At 66.4% G+C, this 24,803-nt stretch carries 20 protein-coding genes; 11 read left to right on the forward strand and 9 right to left on the reverse strand.

From position 1 onward, the window contains the following. Positions 1-19 precede the first annotated feature (19 nt). From ACSQ3P_RS07150 to ACSQ3P_RS07165, 4 genes are read right to left on the reverse strand one after another with little or no spacing between them, the layout of a single operon-like run. A complete protein-coding gene (locus ACSQ3P_RS07150) occupies positions 20-1,540 on the reverse strand; it encodes an alkaline phosphatase family protein (protein WP_436164872.1) in 1,521 nt (506 codons plus the stop codon). Between the two features lie 14 nt (positions 1,541-1,554). Next, the gene (phnX, locus tag ACSQ3P_RS07155) at positions 1,555-2,340 is read right to left on the reverse strand and encodes a phosphonoacetaldehyde hydrolase (protein ID WP_436164873.1); all 786 of its coding nucleotides are present in this window, start codon (positions 2,338-2,340) and stop codon (positions 1,555-1,557) included. Positions 2,341-2,347: 7 nt separating this feature from the next. Beyond that, positions 2,348-3,481, reverse strand: a complete 1,134-nt coding sequence (locus tag ACSQ3P_RS07160) for a TIGR03364 family FAD-dependent oxidoreductase (RefSeq protein ID WP_436164874.1) — start codon at positions 3,479-3,481, stop codon at positions 2,348-2,350. Next, positions 3,481-4,230, reverse strand: coding sequence for an SDR family NAD(P)-dependent oxidoreductase (locus ACSQ3P_RS07165; protein ID WP_436164875.1), 750 nt, complete (start codon positions 4,228-4,230; stop codon positions 3,481-3,483). The genes ACSQ3P_RS07160 and ACSQ3P_RS07165 overlap by 1 nt, the downstream gene beginning before the upstream one ends. Positions 4,231-4,413: 183 nt before the next feature. On the opposite strand from ACSQ3P_RS07165, the gene ACSQ3P_RS07170 reads away from it, so the two are divergent. Continuing rightward, complete coding sequence (locus ACSQ3P_RS07170) at positions 4,414-5,739, forward strand: aminotransferase class III-fold pyridoxal phosphate-dependent enzyme (protein ID WP_436164876.1); 1,326 nt, start codon at positions 4,414-4,416, stop codon at positions 5,737-5,739. A 15-nt stretch (positions 5,740-5,754) separates the two neighbouring features. Here the strand turns inward: ACSQ3P_RS07170 and ACSQ3P_RS07175 are convergent, their stop codons facing one another. Further along, positions 5,755-7,257 (reverse strand): PLP-dependent aminotransferase family protein, encoded by a 1,503-nt coding sequence (locus ACSQ3P_RS07175; protein ID WP_436164877.1) that lies wholly within the window; start codon positions 7,255-7,257, stop codon positions 5,755-5,757. A 125-nt stretch (positions 7,258-7,382) separates the two neighbouring features. Between ACSQ3P_RS07175 and ACSQ3P_RS07180 the strand changes: the two genes are divergently transcribed. Next, entirely contained in the window at positions 7,383-8,990 is a 1,608-nt protein-coding gene (locus ACSQ3P_RS07180; protein WP_436164878.1) for a gamma-glutamyltransferase, read from the forward strand. 90 nt (positions 8,991-9,080) lie between these two features. Here the strand turns inward: ACSQ3P_RS07180 and ACSQ3P_RS07185 are convergent, their stop codons facing one another. The 3 genes from ACSQ3P_RS07185 to ACSQ3P_RS07195 form a co-directional block, all read right to left on the reverse strand. Then, entirely contained in the window at positions 9,081-10,667 is a 1,587-nt protein-coding gene (locus ACSQ3P_RS07185; RefSeq protein WP_436164879.1) for an ABC transporter substrate-binding protein, read from the reverse strand. A gap of 392 nt (positions 10,668-11,059) precedes the next feature. Continuing rightward, a complete protein-coding gene (locus ACSQ3P_RS07190; protein ID WP_436164880.1) occupies positions 11,060-12,640 on the reverse strand; it encodes an ABC transporter substrate-binding protein in 1,581 nt (526 codons plus the stop codon). A 100-nt stretch (positions 12,641-12,740) separates the two neighbouring features. Then, positions 12,741-14,234, reverse strand: coding sequence for an amidase (locus ACSQ3P_RS07195; protein ID WP_436164881.1), 1,494 nt, complete (start codon positions 14,232-14,234; stop codon positions 12,741-12,743). A 216-nt stretch (positions 14,235-14,450) separates the two neighbouring features. Here ACSQ3P_RS07195 and ACSQ3P_RS07200 point away from each other — a divergent pair, with 216 nt between their 5' ends. The 5 genes from ACSQ3P_RS07200 (at position 14,451) to ACSQ3P_RS07220 (ending at position 21,280) form a co-directional block, all read left to right on the forward strand. Then, positions 14,451-16,565 (forward strand): hydantoinase/oxoprolinase family protein, encoded by a 2,115-nt coding sequence (locus ACSQ3P_RS07200; protein WP_436164882.1) that lies wholly within the window; start codon positions 14,451-14,453, stop codon positions 16,563-16,565. Between the two features lie 11 nt (positions 16,566-16,576). Beyond that, positions 16,577-18,205, forward strand: a complete 1,629-nt coding sequence (locus tag ACSQ3P_RS07205; RefSeq protein WP_436164883.1) for a hydantoinase B/oxoprolinase family protein — start codon at positions 16,577-16,579, stop codon at positions 18,203-18,205. 96 nt (positions 18,206-18,301) lie between these two features. After that, positions 18,302-19,306, forward strand: coding sequence for a TRAP transporter substrate-binding protein (locus ACSQ3P_RS07210; RefSeq protein ID WP_436164884.1), 1,005 nt, complete (start codon positions 18,302-18,304; stop codon positions 19,304-19,306). Next, a complete protein-coding gene (locus tag ACSQ3P_RS07215) occupies positions 19,303-19,911 on the forward strand; it encodes a TRAP transporter small permease subunit (protein WP_436164885.1) in 609 nt (202 codons plus the stop codon). The genes ACSQ3P_RS07210 and ACSQ3P_RS07215 overlap by 4 nt, the downstream gene beginning before the upstream one ends. A 64-nt stretch (positions 19,912-19,975) precedes the next feature. Further along, positions 19,976-21,280, forward strand: a complete 1,305-nt coding sequence (locus ACSQ3P_RS07220; protein ID WP_436164886.1) for a TRAP transporter large permease — start codon at positions 19,976-19,978, stop codon at positions 21,278-21,280. A gap of 30 nt (positions 21,281-21,310) precedes the next feature. Here ACSQ3P_RS07220 and ACSQ3P_RS07225 read toward each other — a convergent pair whose 3' ends face one another. Then, entirely contained in the window at positions 21,311-21,517 is a 207-nt protein-coding gene (locus ACSQ3P_RS07225; protein WP_436164887.1) for a TOBE domain-containing protein, read from the reverse strand. A gap of 145 nt (positions 21,518-21,662) precedes the next feature. Between ACSQ3P_RS07225 and modA the strand changes: the two genes are divergently transcribed. The 4 genes from modA (at position 21,663) to ACSQ3P_RS07245 (ending at position 24,790) form a co-directional block, all read left to right on the forward strand. Beyond that, the gene (gene modA / locus ACSQ3P_RS07230; RefSeq protein WP_436164888.1) at positions 21,663-22,469 is read left to right on the forward strand and encodes a molybdate ABC transporter substrate-binding protein; all 807 of its coding nucleotides are present in this window, start codon (positions 21,663-21,665) and stop codon (positions 22,467-22,469) included. Beyond that, positions 22,466-23,164: a molybdate ABC transporter permease subunit gene (modB, locus tag ACSQ3P_RS07235; protein WP_436164889.1), complete on the forward strand. Its 699-nt coding sequence runs from the start codon at positions 22,466-22,468 to the stop codon at positions 23,162-23,164. Before modA ends, modB begins: the two co-directional genes overlap by 4 nt. Then, positions 23,161-24,249: a molybdenum ABC transporter ATP-binding protein gene (gene modC / locus ACSQ3P_RS07240; protein ID WP_436164890.1), complete on the forward strand. Its 1,089-nt coding sequence runs from the start codon at positions 23,161-23,163 to the stop codon at positions 24,247-24,249. The genes modB and modC overlap by 4 nt, the downstream gene beginning before the upstream one ends. Before the next feature lie 166 nt (positions 24,250-24,415). Next, a complete protein-coding gene (locus ACSQ3P_RS07245; protein ID WP_436164891.1) occupies positions 24,416-24,790 on the forward strand; it encodes a winged helix-turn-helix domain-containing protein in 375 nt (124 codons plus the stop codon). Positions 24,791-24,803: the final 13 nt, after the last annotated feature.

A 24,803-nucleotide genomic window follows, 5' to 3' on the forward strand; every position in this document is an offset into this window, starting at 1 on the left:
GCGACGGCACGCCGGAGCCTCAGGTGTCGAACAATTTGGAGACCGGACCGCGGCCGGAGAGATGCGTATAGGCCAGCGTCTGGTCGAGATGCCGCGCCCTCAGCGCCAGCAGCTTCTCCGCATAATACAGCCTGACCGCGAGATGGGCCGGGTCGGATGCGAGATCGCGCGTTTCGGCAGGGTCGCTCTTCAGGTCGAAGAGCAGCGGCGGCAAGCCGGCGAAATGGACGTATTTATAGGCCTCGTCACGAATGACGGAGAGGTTGCAGGCGTTGGAGCCGAGGCTGAAATGGCGCTCCGCCACACCGTTCTCGATGTCGCGGAAATCGAACTCCCAGAAGGCCGCATCGCGCCAGGAGGCCGGTTCCTGCCCCGTCAGGAACGGCAGCAGCGAGCGCCCGTCCTGATGGTTCAGGGGCGCTTGATCGAGCCGCTCGGCCAATGTCGGCATGATGTCGGCAGCCGAGGTGAACTGCTCGATCCTGCGGCCGGCATGCGCAGCTTGGGCGGGATCGCGGATCACCAGCGGGATATGGTAGCTGCCTTCAAAGAAGCCGCCCTTGCCGAGCAGCCAGTGGTCGCCGGCCATCTCGCCATGGTCGGAGCAGAAGATGACGATGGTGTTCTGCCATTCGCCGCTCGCCTGCAGCCCCCGCCATATCCGGCCGAGCTGGGCGTCGACCTCGGCGATCATGCCGAAATAGGTGGCGCGCAACGTCGCGAGCTCCCCGGCGCTCCAGTCCTGGACGCGCCCACTCGCGCCCTGAACGAAGCCGGATTGCGTGTTCTGCGCGATCTGGAAGGCAAGATAAGGGTGAAGCGCCGCCTCGGTCGCGCGGTCGGGCGCGCGGACGAAATCCGGCCCGTCCTGCGCGGTGAACATCGTGTTGTAGGGCGCCGGCACGACGAAGGGCGGATGCGGCCTCAGGAAGGAGAGATGCGCAAACCAGGGCCCATCCTGCTCGGAGCGCCAGCGCAGGAAGGCATCGGTCAGATAGGCGGTCTGGGTTTCGTCCCGGCCATAGGCCGGAGGCGCGTTGCCGACCTCGGCTCTCTGCCCTGCCGGCGCATGCACGCCGCGATCGGTCGCTCCCTCGTGCCCACGCGAGCGGAGCCAGGACAGCCAGGGCTTTTCATGCTCGGGCAGCAATTCACGCACGGAAAAACCCGGCAGCACGCCCTCATAGGTCGTCAGATGCGGATCGCCCGGCGGCAAGGTCCGGGGATCGAGCGAGACGTCGGTGTAGCCGAACAGCGTCGGGTCATAGCCCGCCCTCCGCCCCAGCCGGGCGAGGTTGTCGAAGCGATCGTCCAATGGCGAACCATTGCGGCAGACGCGATGGTTCATCTGGTAAAGGCCGGTATAGAGCGCCGCCCGCGCCGGCGAGCAGGGCGCGGCTCCCGCATAATGCCGCGCGAACAGCACGCCCTCGGCGGCCAGCGCGTCGATATTCGGCGTCCGCACGCAAGGGTGGCCGACGGCCGAGAGGCAGTCGCTGCGCCATTGGTCGGCGGTGACGAGTAGGACGTTGGGCTTCATGCCGTCGCCATCTCTCAGCGGTCATCCTCCAGCCGGTCGATCAGGGCCGGCAGCTCGGCAACGGTGCCGATGACATAGTCCGCGCCGGCCGCGATCAGCTTGGCGGCGACGCGTTCATGCAGCGCCTGACGCTGCGCAGGCGAGAGCGCGGCGAGTTCGTCCGGCGTCAGGCCAGCCTCATTGCCCGACAGCGTCAAGCCGACCGTGACGCAGCCCGCCTCGACGCCCTCGGCAATGCCGGGCTCGGTATCGTCGACCTTGATCACGGCCGAGGCGGGATGGACCATCAGATCGAGGAAGCATTTATACATCCCGATCGCGGTCGGCCGTCCCAATGGCAGGTCGTCGGCGCAGACGAGATTGTCGGGCGCGTAGCCCTGCGCGGCGGCCAGCGGCAGCACGCGCTGCATGATCGAGCGGGTATAGCCCGTGGTCGAGCCGATCTTCATGCCCTTGGCGCGGATATGATTGGCGGTTTCGAGCGCGCCGGGCACCAGCGTGCAGTAATTGCTCACCACCTCCTCGTTGAGGGGGACGAAGAGCTTGTAGACGGCATCGATCGCGGCCTCGTCGGGCAGCGCGCCCTGCGCGACCCGCCAGCCTTCGGCGATATGGGGTTCCGCCAGCATCGCGGCGATATGCAAGCGCTTGGGCAGGCCCATCGGCTTGCGGGCGTCGGGGATCGTCACCGCGACACCGAATTTGGCGAAGGTGTCGACGAAAGCCCCCATCGGCGCAAATGAGCCGAAATCGATCATGGTGCCGGCCCAGTCGAACACCACCGCCTTGAACTTGCTCATGCCGAGATCACCCTTGCCGCCCATAGAGCTCGTCGATGGTTTCCTCGCCGATCCCGAAGGCCGTCGAGGCACCGCAGCCGCTGGTGACGACGACGATGCGGACCGCGTCCGATGGCTTATCGGTGAATCGCCAGCGGCCGGAAGCCGAAGCATAGGTGCCGATCCAGCGCTCGGTCACGGTCCGACCTGGCAAATCCAGCACCGTGTCGAACTCGTCGAGGATGAGCTGGTCGACCCCTTCGGAGCCGAACGGGTCGGGCGTCGCGGCATAATGATGGCTGTCGCCGACGACCAGCGAGCCATCGGCCGACTGGGTCACGATCAGGTGGATGCCGTTTTCGCGATGGGCCGCCATCTCGGTGTCCAGGCGCCGCTTCAACGGTTCGGCCTCAGGCAATTCGGCATAGCCGAGATAGCGCCCGAGCCCGAGATCGGACATCACCGCGGTCCTCAGGGCAACAGGCGTGGCAGGCCTGACCCGCATCATCTGCAGTTTGCAGCGGGTCACGCCATAGGCCGCGATCCGCTCCGGGAACAGGGCCGTGAACTCGTCGCCGGGGCAGATGATCACGGCTTCGGCCTCGATGATACCGCCATCGGCGGTGATCAGGCGCGGGGCCTCGACCGCAACAACGCTCGTGCCCCAGCGGAATTCGACACCATGGCGCTCAGTGAGGAAGCGCGCGACCAGCGGCACCGCCTCGCGCGATTCCACGCGCACCTCATGGGGGCTGTACAAGGCGAAGCGCGCGGCCTCGGGCCTCAGGCAGGGCACATGAGAAAGCGCCTGTCCGGCGCTGAGGCGTTCGCAGCCCTGCCCCATCTCGCTCGCCAGGAAGGCCTCGATCACAGCCTCCGATTCGGGCAAGCGTCCGGCCAAGACAAGCCCGCGCTGGAGGATGTCGATGCCGGCGGCATCCGCGATCTCGACCCAGACGTCGCGGGCGCGCCTGGCGAGATTCCAGCAATCGCCGGCGCCCTGCCCCGTCACCGTGACGAAGCCGAAATTACGCACCGAGGCGCCATTGGCCTGCGCATCGCGATCGATCACGACGACCCGCTTGCCGCGCCTGGCGGCTGCCAAGGCATGGCCGAGTCCGACGATGCCGGCGCCGACGATGGCGAGATCGAAGGTCGCCATCACGCCTCCCGATGAACCTGGAAGCCGGCGAAGGACTGGCTCACCGGCATGATCTCGAGGCTATTGACGTTGACATGCGCGGGCTGCGTCGCGATCCAGAAGATCGTCTCGGCGATATCGTGCGGCTGCAATGCGTTGGCTCCGCCATAGAGCGCGTCATAGGCTTTCTGGTCGCCGCCATTGCGCACCAGGGTGAACTCGCTCTCGCACAGGCCGGGCTCGATCGAGGTGACGCGCACGCCCTTGCCGTGCAGGTCGGAGCGCAGCCCGAGCGAGAACTGCTGCACGAAGGCTTTCGTGGCGCCATAGACGTTGCCGCCGGAATAGGGCCAGTTCGCCGCGACCGAGGCGATGTTGACGATCGCGCCCTTGCGCTCGATCAGCCCCGGCAGCAGGTGATGCGTCAGCGTCACGAGACCGGTGACATTGGTGTCGATCATCGTCTTCCAGTCGGAGAGCGCGGATTGCGGCGCCGGCTTGGTGCCGAGCGCAAGGCCGGCATTGTTGACCAGCACGTCGATGCCCTTGAAACCTTCAGGCAGGGCCGCGAGCGCCACCAGCATCGCTGCCTCGTCGGTGATGTCGAAGGCGGCGCCATGGAAGGCCTCGCCGAGTTCAGCCTTCAGCGCATCCAGCCGTTCAGCGCGCCGGCCCGTGCCGATGACCTGCCAGCCGGCCTGAACGAAGCGGCGCGCGGTCGCTGCGCCGAAGCCCGCCGTCGCACCCGAAATCAGAATCGTCTTGGCCATCGCCGTCCTCATGCGCCTTTCAGAACTTACGCAGCTTTGCAGGAGGAACGCCCCCCGTGACAAGGCGATGACCTCGCGCCTTCGGCGCTGGACCTAACGAATGTCACGCCTGGCTCTACGATCAGCCCCACCCGCGCGACTAAAGCAGCACGACCCAGAGGCGAACGCATTCAGGAGACGGCCATGGACCAGCAGCCCCTCAACATGGACCATCACTGGCTCCCTTTCACCAACAACAAGCTGTTCCATGCCGAGCCGCAGCTCTTCGCCAAGGCCTCGGGCGTGCGCTACTGGACGCCGGAGGGCCGCGAGATCCTCGACGGCGCGTCGGGGCTGTTCTGTTGTGCCGCCGGCCATGGCCGGCGCGAAATCGCCGAGGCGGTGCACGCGCAATTGCTGGAGCTCGACTATTCCCCGCATTTCCAGCGCGCCGCGCCGATCTCCTTCGAGCTGGCCGAGCGGCTCTCAGGCATCCTGCCGAAGGGCCTCGACCGGGTCTTCTTCGGCTCCTCAGGCTCGGAAGCCGTCGACACCGCGATGAAGATCTGCCTCGCCTATCACCGCGCCAAGGGCGAGGCCCAGCGCACGCGCTTCGTCTCGCGCGCCTGGGGCTATCACGGCGTCAATCTCGGCGGCACCTCGCTTGCCGGCATGGTCGGCAACCGCCGCGAATTCTCCAGCGTGACCTGCGACGTCGTCCATATGCGCCATACCTGGAGCGACGAGCAGCGTTTTACCCGCGGCCAGCCCGATGACGGTGCCTGGCTCGCCGATGATCTCGAAGAACTCTGCAAGACCTATGGCGGAGAGACGATCGCGGCCGTCTTCGTCGAGCCGATCGCCGGCTCGATCGGCACCATCGTGCCGCCGAAAGACTATCTCCAGCGCTTGCGCAGTATCGCCGACAAGCATGGCATCCTGCTGGTCTTCGACGAGGTCATCACCGGCTTCGGCCGTACCGGCGCTGCCTTCGCCTCGCAGGAGTTCGGCGTGACGCCTGACGTGCTGACCATGGCCAAGGCGCTGACCAATGGCGCGATCCCGATGAGCGCGGTCGCGGTCAAGACTGAAATCCAGCAGGCCGTGATCGGCTCGATCAAGGCCGACCGGCCCGAACTGATGCATGGCTACACCTATTCCGCCCATCCGGTGGCCTGCGCGGCTGCGCTCGCCTCGCTGAACATCTACCGTGATGACGGCCTGTTCGCGCGCGGCCAGGCGATGTCCGATGCCTTCCTCGACGCCGTCTTCAGCTTGCGCAACCTGGCTCAGGTCCATGATCTGCGCGGCTACGGCATGATCTCGGGCATCCAGCTCACGCCCGGCAAGACGCCCGGCGAGAAAGGCTCGCTCGTGCAGCGCCTGCTGTTCAAGGAGGGGCTGCACGTCAAGGCGACCGGCGACGCGCTGATCTTCGCGCCGGCGCTGGTCACGACCGAGGACGAGATAGGCGCGATGACCGACATCCTGCGCAAGGTGCTGGGGCGCGGCGAGCTGATGGCGGCTTGAGGGGCAGCGGCAAGCTCAGGGTTGCTTCGCGCCTTCCCTCGCCAACCCGTCCAGCGCTTTTGCCAATTGCGCGATGCCTGGCGCGATCCTGTCCTGCGCGATCGCGCCATAGCCCATGCGGATGCGGTTTCCCGGCCGGTTCTCGCTCAGATAATGCACGTCGCCGGCCTCGATCAGCACGCCGAGCTGCGCAGCGCGCAGCTGGAGATCCTGTGCCCTGACGCCACGCGGCAGCGTCAGCCAGAGGCCCGAGCCGCCTGTCGTCATGGTCACGTCGCAGCCGGGCAATTGCCGGTCGATCTCGCGCAGCATCAGCCCCCATCTGGCGGCGAGCTCCTTGCGCTGGCGGCGGATATGCGCGTCGTAATGGCCCTCGGCCAGGAACAGCGCCATGGCGCGCTGGTCGAGCGCCGAGGGATGGCGGTACATCAAGCGCCGCAGCGCCCGCAATTCGCGGATCAAAGCCGGCGCGGCGACGATGAAACCGAGCCGCAGGCCCGGGAAGAGCGGCTTCGACAGGCTGCCGACATGCAGCACGCGCCCTGATGTATCGAAGCTCTTCAGCGAGGCGCGCTGTGCTCCGACGAAGTTGAGCTCGTGCTCATAGTCATCCTCGACGATCAGGAAGTCGTGCCGCTCGGCCGCCGCGACCAGCGAGAGCCGGCGCTCCACGCTCATCGTCACATTGGTCGGCGACTGGTGCCCGGGCGTGACATAGACGAGATCGGCGCCGGCCAGCGCCTCACTGATGCGCATGCCGTTGGCGTCGACCGGATGCGGCTCAAGCGTTGCGCCCAGCGCCAGGAACATGTTGCGGGCATCGACATAGCCCGGCTCCTCGATGGCGACGCGCGTGCCAGTGCCGCAGAGCAGCATGGCGATGAGGAAGAGCGCGTTCTGCGCCCCGACCGTGACGAGGATGCTGCCTGGATCGGCCCTGAAGCCGCGTTGCGGCAGCATGCGGCGCGTGATCTGCTCGATCAGGATCGGATCGTCATTGTCGATCAGATCGCCCATCCAGTCATGGCTGTGGCGGACTGTGCCGGCGAGCCTGACACAGTCGCGCCAGCGGCTGAGCGAGATCTTGTCCGGGCTGAGCTGGCCATAGACGAAGGGGTAGGGAAACTCGCGCCAGTTCGCCGGCTTGACGATATTGGCCTGTTCGACAAGGGGGCGGCGCAGGCGGCGGGCGAAATCCACCGGCTCGTCCGAGCGGAGCAGTGCCCTCCCCGCATGCTCGTCGACGGGCACGTTGAGCTGCTCGCGCAGATACCGGTCGTTGACGAAGTAGCCGCGCCGATTGACCGCCTTGAGGTAGCCGTCCTCGGCCAGCCGCTCATAGACCAGCGTGATCGTGTTGCGGGAGACGTCGAGCTTCCGGGCGAGGATACGGGAGGCCGGCAAGGGCTCGTGCAACGGCAGGCCGCCCGCCAGGATCGCGGCGACGAGCCGCTCCTGGATCTGGCTCTGCAGCCCCTTCTGCGGATCAAGCGGGCTCGTCAGGACAAACTGCAGCATGATTCACTGGTGAAAAACGGTCCTGCCGCCAAGCACGAAACATGCCGCCCATCTGCGCAGGACGCATTCGACGCTGGCTTTGCCGGCGTGCCACTATGCCGGCACGCCAAACCAGAGAGACGCTGATGTCCACGCCTGTATCGACACGCACGCAGCCTTACCGCACCCAGAACTGGACCCTGACCAAGCCGACGGCGAAAGGCGGCCACGGTATCGTCGTGTCGCAGAACCGCGAAGCGGCCGAGGCCGGCGTCGCGATCCTGGAGGCCGGCGGCAACGCGGCCGATGCGGCGGTCGCGGCCTGCTTTGCACTCGCGGCGGTGGAGCCCTGGAACAGCGGGCTCGGCGGCATCGGCTTCGCGCTGGTGCTGAAGGCCAACGAGACGCGGGCGCAGGTCGTCGATTTCGGCCCCGTCGCACCGCGCCGCGCCGACCCGGCCGATTACCCCCTGACCGGCGAGATGAAGAAGGACCTCTTCACCTGGCCGGAGGTGGTGGGCGACGTGAACATTCACGGCCCGCTCTCCTTCTGCATCCCCTCCTCGGTCGCGGGCTACGCCAAGCTGAAGCAGGCTTTCGGCACTGCGCTGCCGGTCGCGGATCTGCTGGCCCCGGCGATCGCGCTGGCCAAGCGCGGCCTCGCGCAGGACTGGTACACCACGCTCAAGGTCTCCTCCTCGGCCTCGGTGCTGCGGCTCTACGAGGAAAGTGCGCGCATCTACCTGCCCGGCGGCCTGCCGCCGGTGCCGCCCTATCAGGGCATGCCGGGCTTCTTCCGGCTCGGCAATCTCGCATCGACGCTGGAGCGCCTGGCCGAGGCGGGGCTGGATGATTTCTACCATGGCGAACTGGCAACCCGGCTCGCCGCCGACATCAAGGCGCTGGGCGGCGTGGTCGATGCGGAGGACCTCGCCAACTGCAAGGCAGTCCTGCGCGAAGCCCCGGTGATCGACTGGCGCGGCACGCATCTCCTGCACACCGCCGGCGGGCTGACGGCCGCGCCGACGCTCGCGGCCGTGGTCGAGGGCATGGCGGACAGCGCGCCCTCTTCCGAGGGCCCCGATGCCACCTGGTTCGCGACGCTGTCACGCGTGATGCGCCAGGCCTATGCGAGCCGGCTCGAAGGGCTGGGTGCGGCGAAGGCCGCAACCGAGCCCGGCGACACCTGCACGACGCATCTCACCGTCGTCGATGGCGAGGGCAATCTCGTTTCGGTGACGACGACGCTGCTCTCCTCGATGGGTAGCCGCGTTGTGCTGCCCGGAACCGGCGTGCTGATGAACAACGGCATGATGTGGTTCGATCCACGCCCCGGCAGCGCCAATGCGATCGCGCCCGGAGCCAGGCCGCTTTGCAACATGTGCCCGGTCATCGTGACGCCGAAGGATGGCAGTTGGCCGCGCCTGGCCGCAGGCTCCTCCGGCGGCCGGCGGATTCTCGCCAGCGTCTACCAGATGCTGGCCTGGACGCTGGATTGCCGCATGGAGATCGCGGAGGCCGCCCATACCCCGCGCATCGACGTCTCCGGCCCAGACTCGACCAGCGCCGATTACCGCCTGCCCGACGAGACGCTGGCGGCGCTGGAGGCGGTCGGCCCGCTCGCGGTGGTGGAGCACGGCGTGCTGCCGATCAACTTCGCCTGTCCCAACATCATCCGCGTCGGCAAGGACGGTGCGGAGGGCTGCAGCGACGTGATCTCGCCCTGGTCCGCAGCCGTGGCTGCTAAACACTGAGAACTGGGTCTCGCAGCTCCGCGACCCAAAATCGCGATCACCCCGGGCGATTTGCTGCCGCCCGGGGTTATGCTGACGCTTCCGCGCCGATCACACGCGCTTCAGCCCCCATGGATAAGGCGCGGAGCCCGGCAACATGCCGGTCAGGTTCTTGCGATAGGCCGTCTTGATGACGAACTGGCCGAGCGGGATGGTGGCGCATTCCTCCAGCGCCAGCCGGCCGAGCGCGACCGCGATCTGCTTCTGCTTGGCCTGGTCCGGCGCGTAGAGCCATTCCTCGGCCATTTCCTCGGCCTTGGCATTGGTCCACCAGCCGAACCAGCCCTTCTCGCCGGGACCGCGAACGAGATTCGACAGGGCGGGATTGCCCCAGCCGACCGCCGCGCCGGTGGTGTGGAAGATGCTCCAGCCACCCTTCTCGACCGGCTCGCGGCTATTGCGGCGCTGGATCACCGTGCCCCAGTCGCTCGCCGCAAACTCGACATTCATGCCGAGCTGCTTGAGCAACTCGTAGGTGACGTCGCCGAGCGGGCCGATATCGGGAAAGTCGGTCGGGTTGATGATGACGACCTTCTCGCCGTTATAGCCGGACTCCTTCAGCGCCGCCTTGGCCTTGTCGAGGCTCTGCGGCATCAGATCCTCGAGCTCGCCGGTGTAATAGGGTGTGCCGCGCCACCACAGGTTCCGGCAGACCTGCCAGACAGTGGTGTCGTCGCCCTGGCTGGCGCGCATATAGTCTTCCTGGTTCACCGCCATGCGCACGGCGGCGCGCACCTTGGGATTATTGAAGGGCGGCTGGAGATGGTTCAGCCGCATGATCGAGCCGCGGCCGTTCTTGTCGATGACCTCGCGGGTGATGTCAGGGCTTTTCGCGAGCAGGGGCTGAAGATCGGCGAGCGGACGCTCCCACCAGTCGATCTCGCCCTTGGCCAGCGCTGAGGCAGCGGTCGCTGGATCCGGCAGGATCGGCCACTCGATCCGCTTGAAATGCGCGATCTTGCCGCCGGCATTGCGGCTTGGCGGCTCAGCTCGCGGCTTGTAGGCCTCGTTCTTCTCATAGACGACGCGGCTGCCGGAGACATACTCGCTGGCGACGAACTTGTAGGGACCCGAGCCAACCATCTCGGTGACCTGCTTGGTCGCGTCGGTCTTGGCGAGGCGTTCGGGCATGATGAAGGGCGGGTTGTCGGCCTTGGCCAGGCAATCGAGCATCATCGGGAAGGACCGGGTCAGCTTGATCTCTAGGGTGCGCTCATCCGGCGCGCCCCAGGCCTCGACCGCCTTGAGCAGCAACTGGCCGTAGGGATCGCGCTGGCCCCAACGCTTCAGGCTCTCGATGCAGTCGGCGGGCCGGACCGGCTGGCCGTCATGGAAGGCGAGGCCTTCACGCAGCTTGATCTTCCAGACCTTGCCGTCGGCCGAGACCTCATGGCCCTCGGCCATTTGCGGCTGCGCCTTCAGGTCGAGATCGCCGCCATAAAGCGTGTCGTAGACGTAGTAGCCGTGATTGTTGGTGACGGTCGCGGTCGTCCAGATCGGATCGAGCGAGGTGAGGTTCGCCTGCGGCGCCATCTTGAGCACGGTCGGGCTCGACGATTGAGCCAAGGCCTCGCGAGCCAACGTTGGAGCAAACAGCGCGGCGGCTGCCGTGCCCTGCAGGAACTGACGGCGCTTCATATGATCTCTCCCCGTTTATGGTTGGCCTTCCATGAGAACACTACGTCCTGCCCCGGAAGACACCCTAGTCGAAGCCGAGGAAATTCGGGCTCCTTGAGCTTCGGCGCCGCCTTCAATCTGGCGATGTCCGGTGTGGAGGACGCCGTCAGCGGACCGCCGGCCAAGAGTGACTCGAGTGCCGCAGCGACAGCAAGCATTTTGGCGCCGCGCGGGCCCCAACATCATCCGCGTCGACCAGGAGGCGCGGAAGGCTGCAGCGACGTGACCTCGCTTTGGTCGGCGGCGGCAGCGGCTAAACAGAGAGGGCTCGGGGCTTGGAGCCCCGAGCCCAAAATCTAGATCGTCCCGGACGGCTAGTGACTGCCGGGATGGTGCTGGCTCTTCCGCGCCGATCAGGCGCGCTTCAGGCCCCAGGGGTAAGGCGCCGAGCCTTTCAGCATGCCGGTCAGGTTCTTGCGATAGGCCGTCCGGATCATGAACCTGCCGAGCGGGACCGTCGCGGTCTCCTCGAGCGCGAGGCGGCCGAGCTGGGCGGCGGCCTTCTTCTGCGCGGCTTCGTCAGGGGCGTAGAGCCACTCCTCCGCCAGCGCCTCGGCCTTGGCGCTGTCATACCAGCCGAACCAGCCCTTGGCCCCCTGCCCGCGCACCAGGAAGGACTGCGCCGGGCTGGCCCAGGCCATGGTCGAGCCCGTGGTGTGGAAGATGCTCCAGCCGCCCTTCTCGACCGGCTCGCGGCTGTTGCGGCGCTGGATCACCGTGCCCCAGTCGCTTGCCACGAACTCGACATTCATGCCGAGCTGCTTGAGCAGTTCGGCCGTCACGTCGCCGAGCGGCCCGATATCGGGAAAGTCCGTCGGGTTGATGATGACGACCTTCTCGCCGTTATAGCCGGACTCCTTCAGCGCCGCCTTGGCCTTTTCCAGGCTCTGCGGCATCAGGTCCTCATGCTCGCCGTCGTAATAGGGCGTGCCGCGCCACCAGAGATTGCGCGAGGTCTGCCAGAGCGAGGTGTCATCGCCCTGGGCCGCGCGCATATAATCTTCCTGGTTCACCGCCATGCGCACGGCGGCACGCACCTTGGGATTGTTGAAGGGCGGCTGAAGGTGGTTCATGCGCATGATCGCGCCGCGCCCGGCCTCATCAGTCACCTCGCGGACAACCTCCGGGACCTTCGCCAGCATCGGCTGGAGATCGGAGAGCGGGCGCTCCCACCAGTCGATCTCGCCCTTGATCAGCGCATTCGCCGCCGTCGCGGGATCGGGCAGGATCTGCCATTCGATCCGCTTGAAATTCGCGATCTTGCCGCCGGCGCCGCGGCTCGGCGGTTCGGCACGCGGCTTATAGGCCTCGAACTTCTCGTAGACGACCTTGCTGCCCGAGACGAATTCGCCCGGCACGAAGCGATAAGGCCCGGAGCCGACCATTTCGGTGACCTGCTTGTTCGCATCGGTCACGGCCAGGCGCTCGGGCATGATGAAGAGGGGTGAGTCCGCCTTGGCGAGCAGGTCGAGCATCATCGGGAAAGGCCGCGTCAGCTTGATCTCGAAACTGCGCTCGTCGAGCGCCGTCATGCTCTCGACCACCTTGGCCAGGAGTTGGGCGTAAGAGTCGCGCTGTGCCCAGCGCTTCAGGCTCTGGATGCAGTCGGCCGGCTTCACCGGCGTGCCGTCATGGAAGACGAGGCCTTCGCGCAGCTTGATCTTCCAGACCTTGCCGTCGGCCGAAATCTCATGCCCCTCAGCCATTTGCGGCTGCGGCTTCGTGTCGAGGTCGTGGGCGTAGAGCGTGTCGTAGACGTAGTAGCCGTGATTATTGGTCACGGTCGCCGTCGTCCAGATCGGATCAAGCGCCGTCAGATTGGCCTGTGGAGCGAACTTCAAGGTTGTCCCAGCCTGCGCGGAGGCGCGCTCCGTCATCGCCGGCCCGGTCAGAGTCAGAGCGGTCGCCCCCTTCAGGAATGTACGACGCTTCATTGCTGTTCCCCTCATTATGACTTGCAGCTTTATGGATTCGGGCCGGCATACACCGGCTTTTCTTAATCGAAGCCCAATAACCTCAATCGAAGCCCAAATCTTAATCGAAACCCAGGAAGCCCGGGCTGTCGCTCAGCTTCGGCGCGGCCGCCAGTTTGGCGATGTCGGGCACCGGGCGCGCCGTCAGCGTATCACCCGCCAGGGCTGCCTCGAGCGCGGCCGCCACCGCCAAGACCTTGGCGTCGCCGCCGCGCGGGCCGACGATCTGCAGGCCGAACGGCATGCCGTTGCGGTCGAGCCCGACCGGCAGCGAAATCGCGGGATGGCCGACATTGGTGACGGCATAGGCCATGGCGAGCCAGTGGAAATAGGTCCGGGTCGGCGTGCCATCGATCTCGGCCGGGTAGAGCTCCGACCAGGGCCGCGGACTCAAGGTGACGGCAGGCGAGAGGATGACGTCGTAATCCTCGAAGAAGCCCTGCCAGTTCTTGTAGAGCACGGTCTGCTGCTTCAGCGCGCGGGTGACGTCGAGCGCGCTGTAGCGCAGCCCCTCCTCGACATTGGCGCGGACATTGGGGCCGACGAGTTCGGGCGTGTCGCGGACGCGCTCATACATGCCGGCGAGGAACGCAACCGAGCGCAGCACCTCGAAGGTCTCGTCCGCGCCGGAGCAATCGGGCGTCGCCGCCTCGACCTGTGCGAAGAGATGGCTGAAGGCGCCGGTCTTCTCGGAGAAGACCTCGCGGATATGGCGCTCGGTCGGTGCGAAACCGAAATCCGGTGTCAGCGCGACCTTGAGCGAGGAGAGATCGATCGTTCCCGGCCTGGCGAAATCCTCGGGGCGGCGCACCGTCCTGCCATGGATCGTCGTGGCGAGCGGATCGGCCGCGTCATCCGAGACCATGGTCGAGAGCAGCAGGCACAGATCGGGCACAGTGCGCGCCATCGGCCCGAGCACGCTGAGCGGGTTCCAACCAAGCGGTCGCTTCTCGCTCGGCACCAGTCCCGGCGAAGGCCTGAAGCCGACGATGCCGTTATAGGCGGCCGGGTTGCGCAGCGAGCCGCCAGTGTCGGAGCCGGTCGCGATCGGCACCATGTTCGTCGCCAGCGCGACGCCCGAGCCGCCCGAGGAGCCGGCGGCGCATTTCGAGGGGTCGAACGGGTTGCCGGTCGCGCCATAGACGGCGTTGCGGGTGTTGGCGCCGGCGCCCCATTCCGGCGTGTTGGTCTTGCCCAGAACAATCGCGCCGGCCTTGCGGGTGTTGGCGACGATCAACTGGTCTTCGGTCGGCACATGGTTCGCAAAGAGCGGGCTGCCATAGGTCGTGCGCAGGCCGGCGACGTTCTCGAGATCCTTCACGCCGAGCGGCAGCCCGTGCAGCGCGCCGAGCCGGTCGCCGCGCATCGTCGCCTCATCGGCGAGCTTTGCCGCCTTGCGCGCCCGCTCATCGTCACGCGCCACCATGGCGTTGACGGCCGGGTCCACCGCATCGATGCGGGCGATACAGCTTTCGAGCAATTCGCTCGCCGACAGCTTCTTGGTTCCGATCAAGGCGCGAGCCTCTACGGCGCTGAGTTCACAGGGTTCAGTCAAGGGAAGGACCTCTCGTCGACGACGGGCCGCGCAGGCAAGAGCCATGCCTCGGGGCGGCAACTATGACCTGCGAATCTCCGGCATGTCGCCCCCTGACGTTAGATGCCCCATGCATACCGCGCATGCTCTTGCCCCCGCTTCTTGCCTCCGCTTCTTGCATAGTGCCTGCTGCGGATCAGACGCTGACCGCGGGCGATCCGACGGAGACACATCGATATGGCACCGAACCAGCACGTCAGACTCGCGGTCGATATCGGCGGCACCTTCACGGATGTGGTGCTGGAGACCGAAGCCGGGCGGATGACGCGCAAGGTGCTGACGACGCCGTCGCGGCCGGAGGAAGGCGTGCTCGACGGCATGCGATTGATCCTCTCGGATGCGCGGATGCACATGTCCGACATCGATGTCTTCGTCCATGGCACCACCTTGGCGACCAACGCCATCATCGAGCGACGCGGCGCAAAAACCGCCTTGATCGCGACCGAGGGGTTTCGCGACATCATCGAGATCGGCACAGAAAGCCGCTACGACCAGTATGATCTCTCGATCGAGAAGCCGCGCCCGCTGGTGCAGCGCGCCCTGCGCTTCACCCTGCCCGAGCGCGTCGATGTGCACGGCAAGGTCCGCCTGCCGCTGGATGAGGCGGCGGTGGCCGCGCTCGTGCCGAAACTGAAGGCGGCCGGTGTCGAGAGCGTCGCCATCGCCTTCCTGCATTCCTACGCCAATGCCGAGCATGAGCGCCGCACCGGCGCGCTGCTGAAGGCGGCGATGCCGCAGCTCGGCATCACGCTCTCCAGCGAGGTCTGCCCGGAGGTGCGCGAATATGAACGCACCTCGACGGCCATCGCCAACGCCTATGTCCAGCCATTGATGGCGGGTTATCTCGCCCGCATGGCCGAGGGGCTGGCGCAGGAGCAGTTTCGTGGCGCGATCTACCTGGTGACCTCGGGCGGCGGCCTGACCTCGATCGAGACCGCGCAACGCTTCCCGGTGCGCCTCGTCGAATCCGGGCCCGCGGGCGGAGCGATCTTCGCCGCCTTGACCGCAGCCCAGCTCGGCGAGAGCAAGGTGCTCTCCTTCGACATGGGCGGCACCACCGCCAAGATCTGTCTGATCGAGAAATTCGAACCGCAATCCTCGCGCATCTTCGAGGTCGACCGCGCCGCCCGCTTCCTCAAGGGCTCAGGGCTCCCGGTGCGTATTCCGGTGATCGAGATGGTCGAGATCGGCGCCGGCGGCGGCTCGATCGCGCGGATCGATGCGTTGAAGCGCGTCACGGTCGGCCCCGAAAGCGCCTCCTCCGAGCCCGGCCCCGCCTGCTACGGACGCGGCGGCGTGCATCCCGCCGTCACCGACGCCGATGTCGTGCTCGGCATGATCGATCCCGTCGCCTTTGCCGGCGGCACCATTCCGCTCGACCCGGACTTGTCGCGCAAGGCGCTCCTGGCCGATATCGGCGAGCCGCTCGGGCTCGATGCCGAAACCGCCGCCTATGCCGTGCATGAAATGGTCTGCGAGAACATGGCGAGCGCAGCCCGCGTGCATGCGGTCGAGCGCGGCGCGGTCGTCGGCGATCACACGCTGATCGCCTTCGGCGGGGCGGCCCCCCTGCATGCCGCGCGCGTCGCCGAGAAGATCGGCGTCAAGCGCGTCATCGTGCCGCCCAATGCCGGCGTCGGCTCGGCTGTCGGCTTCCTCGCCGCGCCGGTCTCCTATGAGCTGGTCCGAAGCCGCCATGTCAGGCTCGATGCCTTCGACGGCGCGCAGGTCTCAGGCCTCCTCGCGGAGATGGAGCAGGAAGCACGCGCTTTGGTCGAGCCCGGCGCGCGCGGCGAGCCGGTGATCGCGCGCCGCGTCGCCTTCATGCGCTATGTCGGCCAGGGCCATGAGATCACCGTGACGCTGCCCTCGGGCGTGCTGGGCGAACAGGACATCCCCGCGCTGCGGAGCGCTTTCGAGGCCGATTACGCCGCCCTGTTCGCACGGCCCATTCCCGGAGCCGCGATCGAGATCCTGAGCTGGTCGGTTCTGGTCACGACGCAGCCCCCGAAGCCCGAAATGGCGCCGCGTGTCGCGAACTCGGCTGCGCCGGAGGCTTCCGGCAGCCGCGCCTTCCATGACGGCAAGGCCGGCGCCAGCATCATGATCCCGCTCTATCGGCGCGAGGCGATGATGCCGGGCGCTTCGATCGCCGGCCCCGCCATCATCGCCGAGGACGAGACCTCGACCTTCGTGTCGATGAGCTTCGACGCGCATATCGACGCCATCGGCTGCATCGTGATGGATCGCAAAATTCTCGACCGCCAGATTCTGGACCGCGAAGCCGCGTGAGGAGAGATCAGATGAGCCAGACCGACAAGATCAGCCTGATCGACCTCCAGATCATGTGGAACCGCCTGATCGCGGTGGTGGAGGAGCAGGGCCAGATCCTGATGCGCACCGCGTTTTCACCGATCGTGCGCGAATGCGGCGACATCTCCGCCGGCGTCTTCGACCTGCAGGGCCGGATGCTGGCCCAGGGCGTCACCGGCACGCCGGGCCACGTCAACTCCATGGCGGAATCGGTGAAGCACTTCATCCGCCATTTCCCGATCGAAACGATGAAGGAAGGCGACGCCTACATCACCAACGATCCCTGGATGGGCACCGGCCATCTCAACGATTTCGTCGTGACGACGCCCGCCTTCAGAAACGGCAAGCCGGTCGCGCTCTTCTCCTGCACCAGCCACCTGATGGATATCGGCGGCATCGGCTTCGGGCCCGACGCCACCGACGTCTTCATGGAGGGGCTTTATCTGCCGATGCTTAAACTGATCGACGCCGGCAAGGTCGACCAGAACGTCATGGCCATCGTCCGCGCCAATACGCGCCAGCCCGTCGACACCGAGGGCGACACCTATTCGCTCGCCGCCTGCAACGACATGGGCGCGAAACGCCTGGTCGAGATGATGGACGAGTTCGGCATCGAGACGCTCGACGAGCTCGCCGACCATATCTGCGAGCGCTCACGCGAAGCCGTGCTGGCCGAGATCGCCAAACTGCCGAAAGGCACCTGGCGCAACGAGATGGTGGTCGACGGTTATGACGTGCCGGTCACACTCGCCGCCGAGCTGACCATCTCGGATGACGGCATCCACGTCGATTTCACCGGCACCTCGCCGCAGGCGCAACGCGGCATCAACGTGCCGCATTCCTATACCACCGCCTATACGGTCTTCGGGCTGGGCTGCGTCGTCGCCGCCCAGATCCCCAACAACGCCGGCTCATTGGGCCCGCTGACTGTTTCCGCGCCATCAGGCTCGATCCTGAACGCGCCCAAGCCGGCAGCCGTCTCCTCGCGCCATGTCATCGGCCAGATGCTGCCCGACGTCGTCTTCGGCTGCCTGCGCCAGGTCATCCCGGAGCGCGTGCCCGCCGAGGGCACCTCCTGCCTGTGGAATTTGAACGTGCGCGGCCGGACGCATGCCGGCGCGCAGGGCAATTACGGTTTCGCCATGGCCGTGACCAGCAATGGCGGCACCGGCGCGCGCTTCGACAAGGACGGGCTCTCGGCCACCGCCTATCCCAGCGGCGTGCGCGGCACGCCGGTCGAGATCGCCGAGACGCAGACGCCCCTGATCTTCTGGAAGAAGGAGCTGCGTCCCGACAGCGGCGGCAATGGCCGCACCCGCGGCGGCCACGGCCAGATCATCGAGATCGAGAGCGGGGTCGACGCCTCCTTCGAGATCCTGGCGGCCTTCGACCGGATCGACCATCCGCCGCGCGGACGCGATGGCGGCGGAAACGGTGCCGCCGGCTATGTCGGGCTCAAATCCGGCAAGAAGCTCAAGGGCAAGGGCTTTCAGGAAATCCCGGCCGGAGACCGGCTGGTCGTCCTGACGCCGGGCGGCGCCGGCATCGGCGACCCGGCCGAACGCGACCCGGCCCTGCTGAGCCGTGACATCGAGGAAGAGCTGGTCAGCGCAGGCTGACCAGCAGCCCGGCCCCTCTTGGCCGGGGATTTGCTTTCTGCCCCATCGACAAACGACTTCACCGGCAAACGGCTTCACCGGAAAGGCTTACGGACTATGGCGGACCATCGCATCGCGCGGCGCGCGTTTCTGCTCGGAATGGGCTTGCTCGGCATGCTGGCCCAGCCTGCGGCCGCGCAAACCCAGCTCGACCTCTCGACCGTCTGGCCTGAGAGCAATTTCCACACGCAAAACGCCATGCGCTACGCCGCAGAGGTGAAGAAGGCGACGAATGGCGGCGTCGACATCCTGGTCAAGGCCGGCGGCCAGCTCGGCTTCAAGGGGCCCGAGCATCTGCGCGCCGTGCGCGACGGCATCGTGCCGATGGCCGACATCCTCAACATCCAGCAGGTCGGCGACGAACCCTTCATGGGCGTGGAGAGCGTGCCCTTCCTCGTCGGCACGCCTGAGGAGCTCAAGGTCCTGCACAAATATGTGCGGCCCGAATACGACAAGATCGCCGAGCGCAACAACCAGAAGATCCTCTTCATCGTGCCCTGGCCGACGCAGTATCTGCAGCTCAAGGCCAAGGCGACCACGGTCGAGATGCTGAAGAACATCAAGATCCGCGTGCCCGACAAGAACGCCGTCGACATGCTCAACGCGGTCGGCATGTCACCGGTCCTGATCCCCTGGGGCGAGACCGTGCCGGCGCTGGCCTCGGGCGTGGTCTCGGGCGTCTCGACCTCGGCGGTGTCGGGCGTCGACGGCAAGTTCTGGGAATTCCTGAAATATGTGCTGCCGACCAACCATGTCTGGTCGTCCGAGATGGTCACGATCAATCTCGACAGCTGGAAGAAGCTGAAGCCCGAGGAACGCAAGGCGATGGAAGAGATCGCCGCCAAGCTCGAGCCGGATTTCTGGGCCGCTTCGGTCAAGGCCGATACCGACAGCCTGAAGCGCCTGACCGAAGGCGGCATGGAGGTCGTGCCGGTGCCGGCGCCGATGATGGCCGATCTGCGCGCCAAGACCGCGCCGCTGCTCGACGCCTTCCTCAAGCGCGTTCCCGCCGCCGACAAGCCGGTGAAGGCCTATCTCACCGAGATGAAGCGCGGCTCGTGACCAACGCCTCCCCCTCCGAACCGCCAAGGATTGCCGAACCGCAAGCGGTCGCCGTCCCGGCAGCCCTGCGCGCCGTGCTCGACGGAATCGACCGGCTCAGCCGCCTCGACGGCTGGATCGGCGGCGGCTGCCTGCTGGCGCTGACATTGCTCATGCTGTGCGAGATCGGCACCCGCTTCCTGTCGAATTTCCTGCCCTTCTTCCCCGCCTCCATTCCGGTGGCGTGGGAGTATTCCTCCTATCTGATGGCGGCGTCCTTCACCTTCGGCGCCGCGATGACGCTGCGCGCGGGAGGCCATGTCCGCGTCACCCTGCTGATCGGCAAGGCCCCGCCGGCCTTGCGACGGCCTCTCGAGGTCCTGGCGGCGCTGCTCGGCTTCGCCTTCATGAGCTTCCTGACCTACGCGATGGTGCGCTTCGCCTGGGGCTCGTTCAGCCGTGGCCAGACCTCGGTCTCGAGCGACACGCCGGTCTGGTTTCCCCAGGCTGTGGTGACCTTCGGCATGCTGCTTTTGACCCTGCAATACCTCGCGCGCGTCATCCAGGCAGCCCTTGGCCTGCCGCTGGAAGATCACTCGATGAAGGCCGCGTCCCCCGCGGACTGAGCATCGCCTCACCACAGCGCCCTTCCCTTACTCGCAGACCGGTGCGCCGGTCGGGATTACACCCATGTCCATCGAAGTCATCGTCATGTTCGCGATCCTGTTCAGCCTCCTGGCCTGCGGGTTGTGGATCGGTCTGACGCTCGCGCTGACCGGCACGGTGCTGCTCTTCCTGTTCCGCTCGATGCCGCTCGACCGGCTCCTGCCGCAATATGCCTGGAACATCCTGACGACGCAGGAATTGCTGGCGCTGCCGCTCTTCATCCTGATGGGCGAGTTGCTGTTTCGCACCCATCTGTCGCGCTCATTGTTCAAGGGGCTTGCACCCTGGGCCGGCTTGCTGCCCGGGCGCCTGCTGCATGTGAACATCTTCGGCTGCACGATCTTCGCGGCGATCTCAGGCTCCTCGGCTGCCACCACCCAGGTCGTCGGGCGTATCGCACTCACCGAATTGCTCAAGCGCGGCTACTCCAAGGACATCGCCGTCGGCTCGCTGGCGGGCGCCGGCACGCTCGGCTTCCTGATCCCGCCCTCCAACATCATGATCATCTATGGCGTGCTCGGCGACGTCTCGATCCTGAAGCTGTTCACCGCCGGCTTCATCCCGGGCTTCCTGCTCGCCAGCACCTTCATGGCCTGGGTGATGATCCACACCACGCTGCGCGGCGACCTCGTGCCCCAGGCCGAGAACGATCTGCGCAATCTGAGCTGGCGCGAGCGCTTTTCCGCCCTGCGCGATCTGGCCCCGGCGCTATTCCTGATCCTGTGCGTGCTCGGCTCGATGTATGGCGGCATCGCGACGCCGTCCGAAGCTGCCGCGGTCGGCGTCCTCGGCGCGGCGCTCGTCACCGCCTTCCAGGGCTCGCTGAATTTCGAGGCGATCAAGGGCATCCTGATCGGCTCGGTGATCACCTGCTCGATGATCGCGCTGATCGTGCTGGGCGCCTCGATCCTGGGCAATGCCGCCGCCTTCCTTGGCATTCCCCAGGCGGTCGCCGCCTTCGTCAAGGGGCTGAATCTCACGCCCTTCATGCTGATCGTCGCGCTGATCGCCTTCTATATCGTGCTCGGCTGCTTCCTCGACGGCTTCTCGATGATCGTGATGACGCTGCCGATCGTGCTGCCGATCGTGAAGCAGGCGGGGTTCGACCCGATCTGGTTCGGCGTCTTCATGGTGCTGGTGGTGGAGATGGCGCAGATCACGCCGCCGGTCGGCTTCAACCTGTTCGTGATCCAGGGCCTGACCGGGGACGGTCTCGGCTACATCGCCAAGGTGACCTTCCCCTATCTGGTCATCCTGATCCTGTTCACCCTGCTCTTGACGGTCTATCCCGAGATCGTGCTGTGGCTGCCGAAAGTGCTGGCCGGGTAAGAGCCCCGCCCGGCCGAGCGGGCTTTTGCTTCAGTCGATCGCGATCATCACGTCGGACGCCTTGACCACGGCATAGGCCTGCTGCCCGACAGCAAGCTTGAGTTCCTCCACCGCTGCATTGGTGATCGCCGAGGTCACGATCGTGCCGCCGACATCGAGCCGGACATGGGCGGTCGTCGCGCCCTTGGTGATCTCGATGATCGTGCCTTTGAGCTGGTTGCGGGCGCTGATCTTCACGGGGCTTCTCCTGAAACGAATGGGCCGCTCGGCCCTGAAATAGGGCGGCAGACCGAGTTCACGGCAATGTTGGGCTCGACCTGTTGCGGCAGCCGTTATATTCAATCAAACAGAACGGAAGCAAACGCGACGAGGGCGAACGCAGATGACGACGAACCGCCGATTTGTGATGGGCGTCGCTGCCGCACTCCTGCTCGGTTTCAGCGCGAACGTCGCGACCGCGCAAGCCCAGACCAAGGAACTCGTCATCTTCGCCGCCGCGAGCCTGAAGAACGCGCTCGACGAAGCCGCCGCCGCCTGGGTGAAGGAAACCGGCAAGCCGGCTCCAAAAATTTCCTATGCGGCCAGCAATGCGCTCGCCAAGCAGCTCGAACAGGGCGCCCCGGCCGATCTCTTCCTCTCGGCCGATCTCGACTGGATGGACTATGCGGCGAGCAAGAACCTGATCAAGCCGGAGACGCGGATCAGCCTGCTGGCCAACCGGATCGTGCTGGTCGCGCCCGCGGATTCGACGGCAAAGGTCGCCCTGACATCCGGTGACGACCTGAGCGCAGCGCTCGGTTCCGGCCGCCTCGCCATGGGCAATGTCGAGTCGGTTCCGGCCGGCAAATACGGCAAGGCGGCGCTGGAGAAGCTCGGCGGCTGGGACAAGGTCAAGGACAAGATCGCGCAGGCGGACAATGTCCGCGCCGCGCTGCTCCTGGTGTCGCGGGGCGAGGCACCGCTCGGCATCGTCTACGCCACCGATGCCGCCGCCGACCCCAAGGTCAAGGTCGCAGCGGTCTTCCCGGAGGATTCGCACCCGCCGATCATTTATCCCGTCGCGGTGACGAAGGACGCGACCAATCCTGACGCGCAGGGCTTCCTGACCTATCTGCGCGGAGCGGGACCGAAGGCCGCCTTCGAACGCCAAGGCTTCACCGTGCTGAACAGGCTCGCCAACGCCTCGTGAGCGACTGGCTTTCTCCCGAGGAATGGACGGCGGTCCGCCTGAGCCTGATCGTCGCGACGACCGCCATGCTCGCGAGCCTGCCGCTCGGGCTCGGCGTCGCCTTCCTGCTCGCGCGCGGTCGCTTCTGGGGCAAGTCGCTCCTCGATGCGGCCGTCCATCTGCCGTTGATCATGCCGCCCGTCGTGACCGGCTATCTCCTGCTGATCGGCTTTGGCCGGCGCGGGCCGATCGGGCAGTTCCTCTATGATTATTTCGGCATCGTGCTCTCCTTCCGCTGGACGGGCGCGGTGCTGGCCGCCGCGGTGATGGGCTTTCCCCTGATGGTGCGCGCCATCCGCCTCTCGATCGAGGCGGTCGACCGCAAGCTGGAGGACGCAGCCGGCACGCTTGGCGCCAGCCCCGCCTGGGTCTTCCTCGTCGTCACGCTGCCGCTTTGCCTGCCGGGCATCGTCGTCGGCATGATCTTGTGCTTCGCCAAGGCGATGGGCGAATTCGGCGCGACCATCACCTTCGTCTCCAACATCCCCGGGGAGACGCAGACCTTGCCCTCGGCAATCTACACCTTCACCCAGGTGCCCGGCGGCGAAGCCGGCGCGACACGCCTGACGCTGATCTCGATTGCGATCTCGGTCGCGGCGCTCGTCGTCTCGGAATGGATGGCGCGCTTCGTCGGGCGCAGGATCGCGGTCGAATGAGCCCGCTCATCGAGATCGCGGTCGAGCACCATCTCGGCGAGTTCAAGCTCGACGCCAACTTCACCTCCAACGGGCGCTTGACGGCGCTGTTTGGCCGCTCGGGCTCCGGCAAGACCTCGCTCGTCAACGTCATCGGCGGCCTCATCCGCCCGGAGCGCGGGCGCGTCCTCGTCGATGGCGAGGTGCTGGTCGATACCAAGCGCGGCGTTTTCGTACCCAAGCACCGCCGACGGATCGGCTATGTCTTCCAGGAGGCGCGGCTTTTTCCTCATCTGACGGTGCGCCAGAACCTGCTGTTCGGGCGCTGGTTCGCGCCGCGCGAAGGGCGCGACAGCATCGCCTTTGAGACGGTGCTGGACCTGCTCGGGATCGGTCATCTGCTCGAACGCAGACCGGCCGGCCTGTCGGGCGGCGAGAAGCAGCGCATCGCGATCGGCCGTGCCTTGCTGGCCAATCCCCGCCTGCTCTTGATGGATGAGCCGCTGGCCTCGCTCGACGAGGCGCGCAAGGCGGAAATCCTGCCCTATATCGAACGGCTGCGCGACGAGATCGGCATTCCCATCGTCTATGTCTCGCATTCGGTCGCGGAAGTGGCGCGGCTGGCGACGACGCTGGTCGTGGTCGATCAGGGCGCCGTCAAGGCCTGCGGGCCGACGGCGCAGGTGATGTCACGGTTGGACGTCGCCGGCTTGTCGGGTGCGGCCGAGGCCGGCTCCATCCTGGAAGCGGAGATCGTCAGCCACGATACCGAATACCATCTGACCAGCCTGAGAACCCAGGCCGGCCTGTTGCAGGTTTCGCGCAGCGCCTTGCCGATCGGCGGGCATGTCCGGGTTCGCATTCTCGCCAGCGACGTCCTGATCAGCCTGACGCCGCCGGCCGGCGTAAGCGCGCTCAACATCCTGCCGGGCACGATCGCCGAAATCGGCAGGAGGCGCGGGGGCGCGGCTATCGAGCTGGTCATCGACTGCAATGGCGAGAGCCTGCTGGCGCGCCTGACCATGAAATCCGTGGCGGGCCTGGCGCTGAGGCAAGGCAGCCAGGTCTATGCGGTGATCAAGAGCGTTTCCGTCGAGACGGGTTGAGGCTCCGCCCCGCTGCGAGGCACCTTACGCAGCCTGGGCTATGTTCCAGGCGATACAGGGCTCGCCTCTCTTCCTGAGAGGCGGTGTCGGCGCGGCGCAATCGGAAGCTGTCGGTGCGGTCCGGCAAAAACCTGTTTAGAACGGATGGAAGCAACAGGATGCCTACATGCCCGAGACCACCCGGCAAAAACCCTCCGCCCTGATCAGCGTCAGGATCGACCTCGTGCCGATCGGCCGGCTCGGGCCGGGCAAGGTCGAGCTCTTGGAGGCGATCGAGGCATCGGGTTCGATCTCGGGCGCCGGACGCGCCATGGCGATGTCCTATCGTCGGGCCTGGCTCCTGGTGGACAATCTCAACCGGATGTTTCGCCAGCCGCTCGTCGAGGCCGCGCCCGGCGGCGCCAAGGGCGGCGGCGCGCATCTGACGCCGATGGGCCGCGAGATCGTGGCGCATTACCGGGCCATCGAGAGCAAGGCCATGAAAGCGGCCGCCCTGCATATCGACGCCCTCCGGGATGCGGCAGCCGAGCCGACCTCCTAATTTCTCGTTGGGT

Source organism: Allobosea sp. LjRoot9 (assembly GCF_964252745.1).
Classification (GTDB): Bacteria; Pseudomonadota; Alphaproteobacteria; order Rhizobiales; family Beijerinckiaceae; genus Allobosea.

Bases quoted from the DNA above. Each gene is read 5' to 3' on its own strand.
- ACSQ3P_RS07150 (WP_436164872.1), bottom strand. From the start codon at position 1,540: ATGAAGCCCAACGTCCTACTCGTCACCGCCGACCAATGGCGCAGCGAC.
- phnX (WP_436164873.1), bottom strand. From the start codon at position 2,340: ATGAGCAAGTTCAAGGCGGTGGTGTTCGACTGGGCCGGCACCATGATC.
- ACSQ3P_RS07160 (WP_436164874.1), bottom strand. From the start codon at position 3,481: ATGGCGACCTTCGATCTCGCCATCGTCGGCGCCGGCATCGTCGGACTC.
- ACSQ3P_RS07165 (WP_436164875.1), bottom strand. From the start codon at position 4,230: ATGGCCAAGACGATTCTGATTTCGGGTGCGACGGCGGGCTTCGGCGCA.
- ACSQ3P_RS07170 (WP_436164876.1), top strand. From the start codon at position 4,414: ATGGACCAGCAGCCCCTCAACATGGACCATCACTGGCTCCCTTTCACC.
- ACSQ3P_RS07175 (WP_436164877.1), bottom strand. From the start codon at position 7,257: ATGCTGCAGTTTGTCCTGACGAGCCCGCTTGATCCGCAGAAGGGGCTG.
- ACSQ3P_RS07180 (WP_436164878.1), top strand. From the start codon at position 7,383: ATGTCCACGCCTGTATCGACACGCACGCAGCCTTACCGCACCCAGAAC.
- ACSQ3P_RS07185 (WP_436164879.1), bottom strand. From the start codon at position 10,667: ATGAAGCGCCGTCAGTTCCTGCAGGGCACGGCAGCCGCCGCGCTGTTT.
- ACSQ3P_RS07190 (WP_436164880.1), bottom strand. From the start codon at position 12,640: ATGAAGCGTCGTACATTCCTGAAGGGGGCGACCGCTCTGACTCTGACC.
- ACSQ3P_RS07200 (WP_436164882.1), top strand. From the start codon at position 14,451: ATGGCACCGAACCAGCACGTCAGACTCGCGGTCGATATCGGCGGCACC.
- ACSQ3P_RS07205 (WP_436164883.1), top strand. From the start codon at position 16,577: ATGAGCCAGACCGACAAGATCAGCCTGATCGACCTCCAGATCATGTGG.
- ACSQ3P_RS07210 (WP_436164884.1), top strand. From the start codon at position 18,302: ATGGCGGACCATCGCATCGCGCGGCGCGCGTTTCTGCTCGGAATGGGC.
- ACSQ3P_RS07220 (WP_436164886.1), top strand. From the start codon at position 19,976: ATGTCCATCGAAGTCATCGTCATGTTCGCGATCCTGTTCAGCCTCCTG.
- modA (WP_436164888.1), top strand. From the start codon at position 21,663: ATGACGACGAACCGCCGATTTGTGATGGGCGTCGCTGCCGCACTCCTG.
- modC (WP_436164890.1), top strand. From the start codon at position 23,161: ATGAGCCCGCTCATCGAGATCGCGGTCGAGCACCATCTCGGCGAGTTC.
- ACSQ3P_RS07245 (WP_436164891.1), top strand. From the start codon at position 24,416: ATGCCCGAGACCACCCGGCAAAAACCCTCCGCCCTGATCAGCGTCAGG.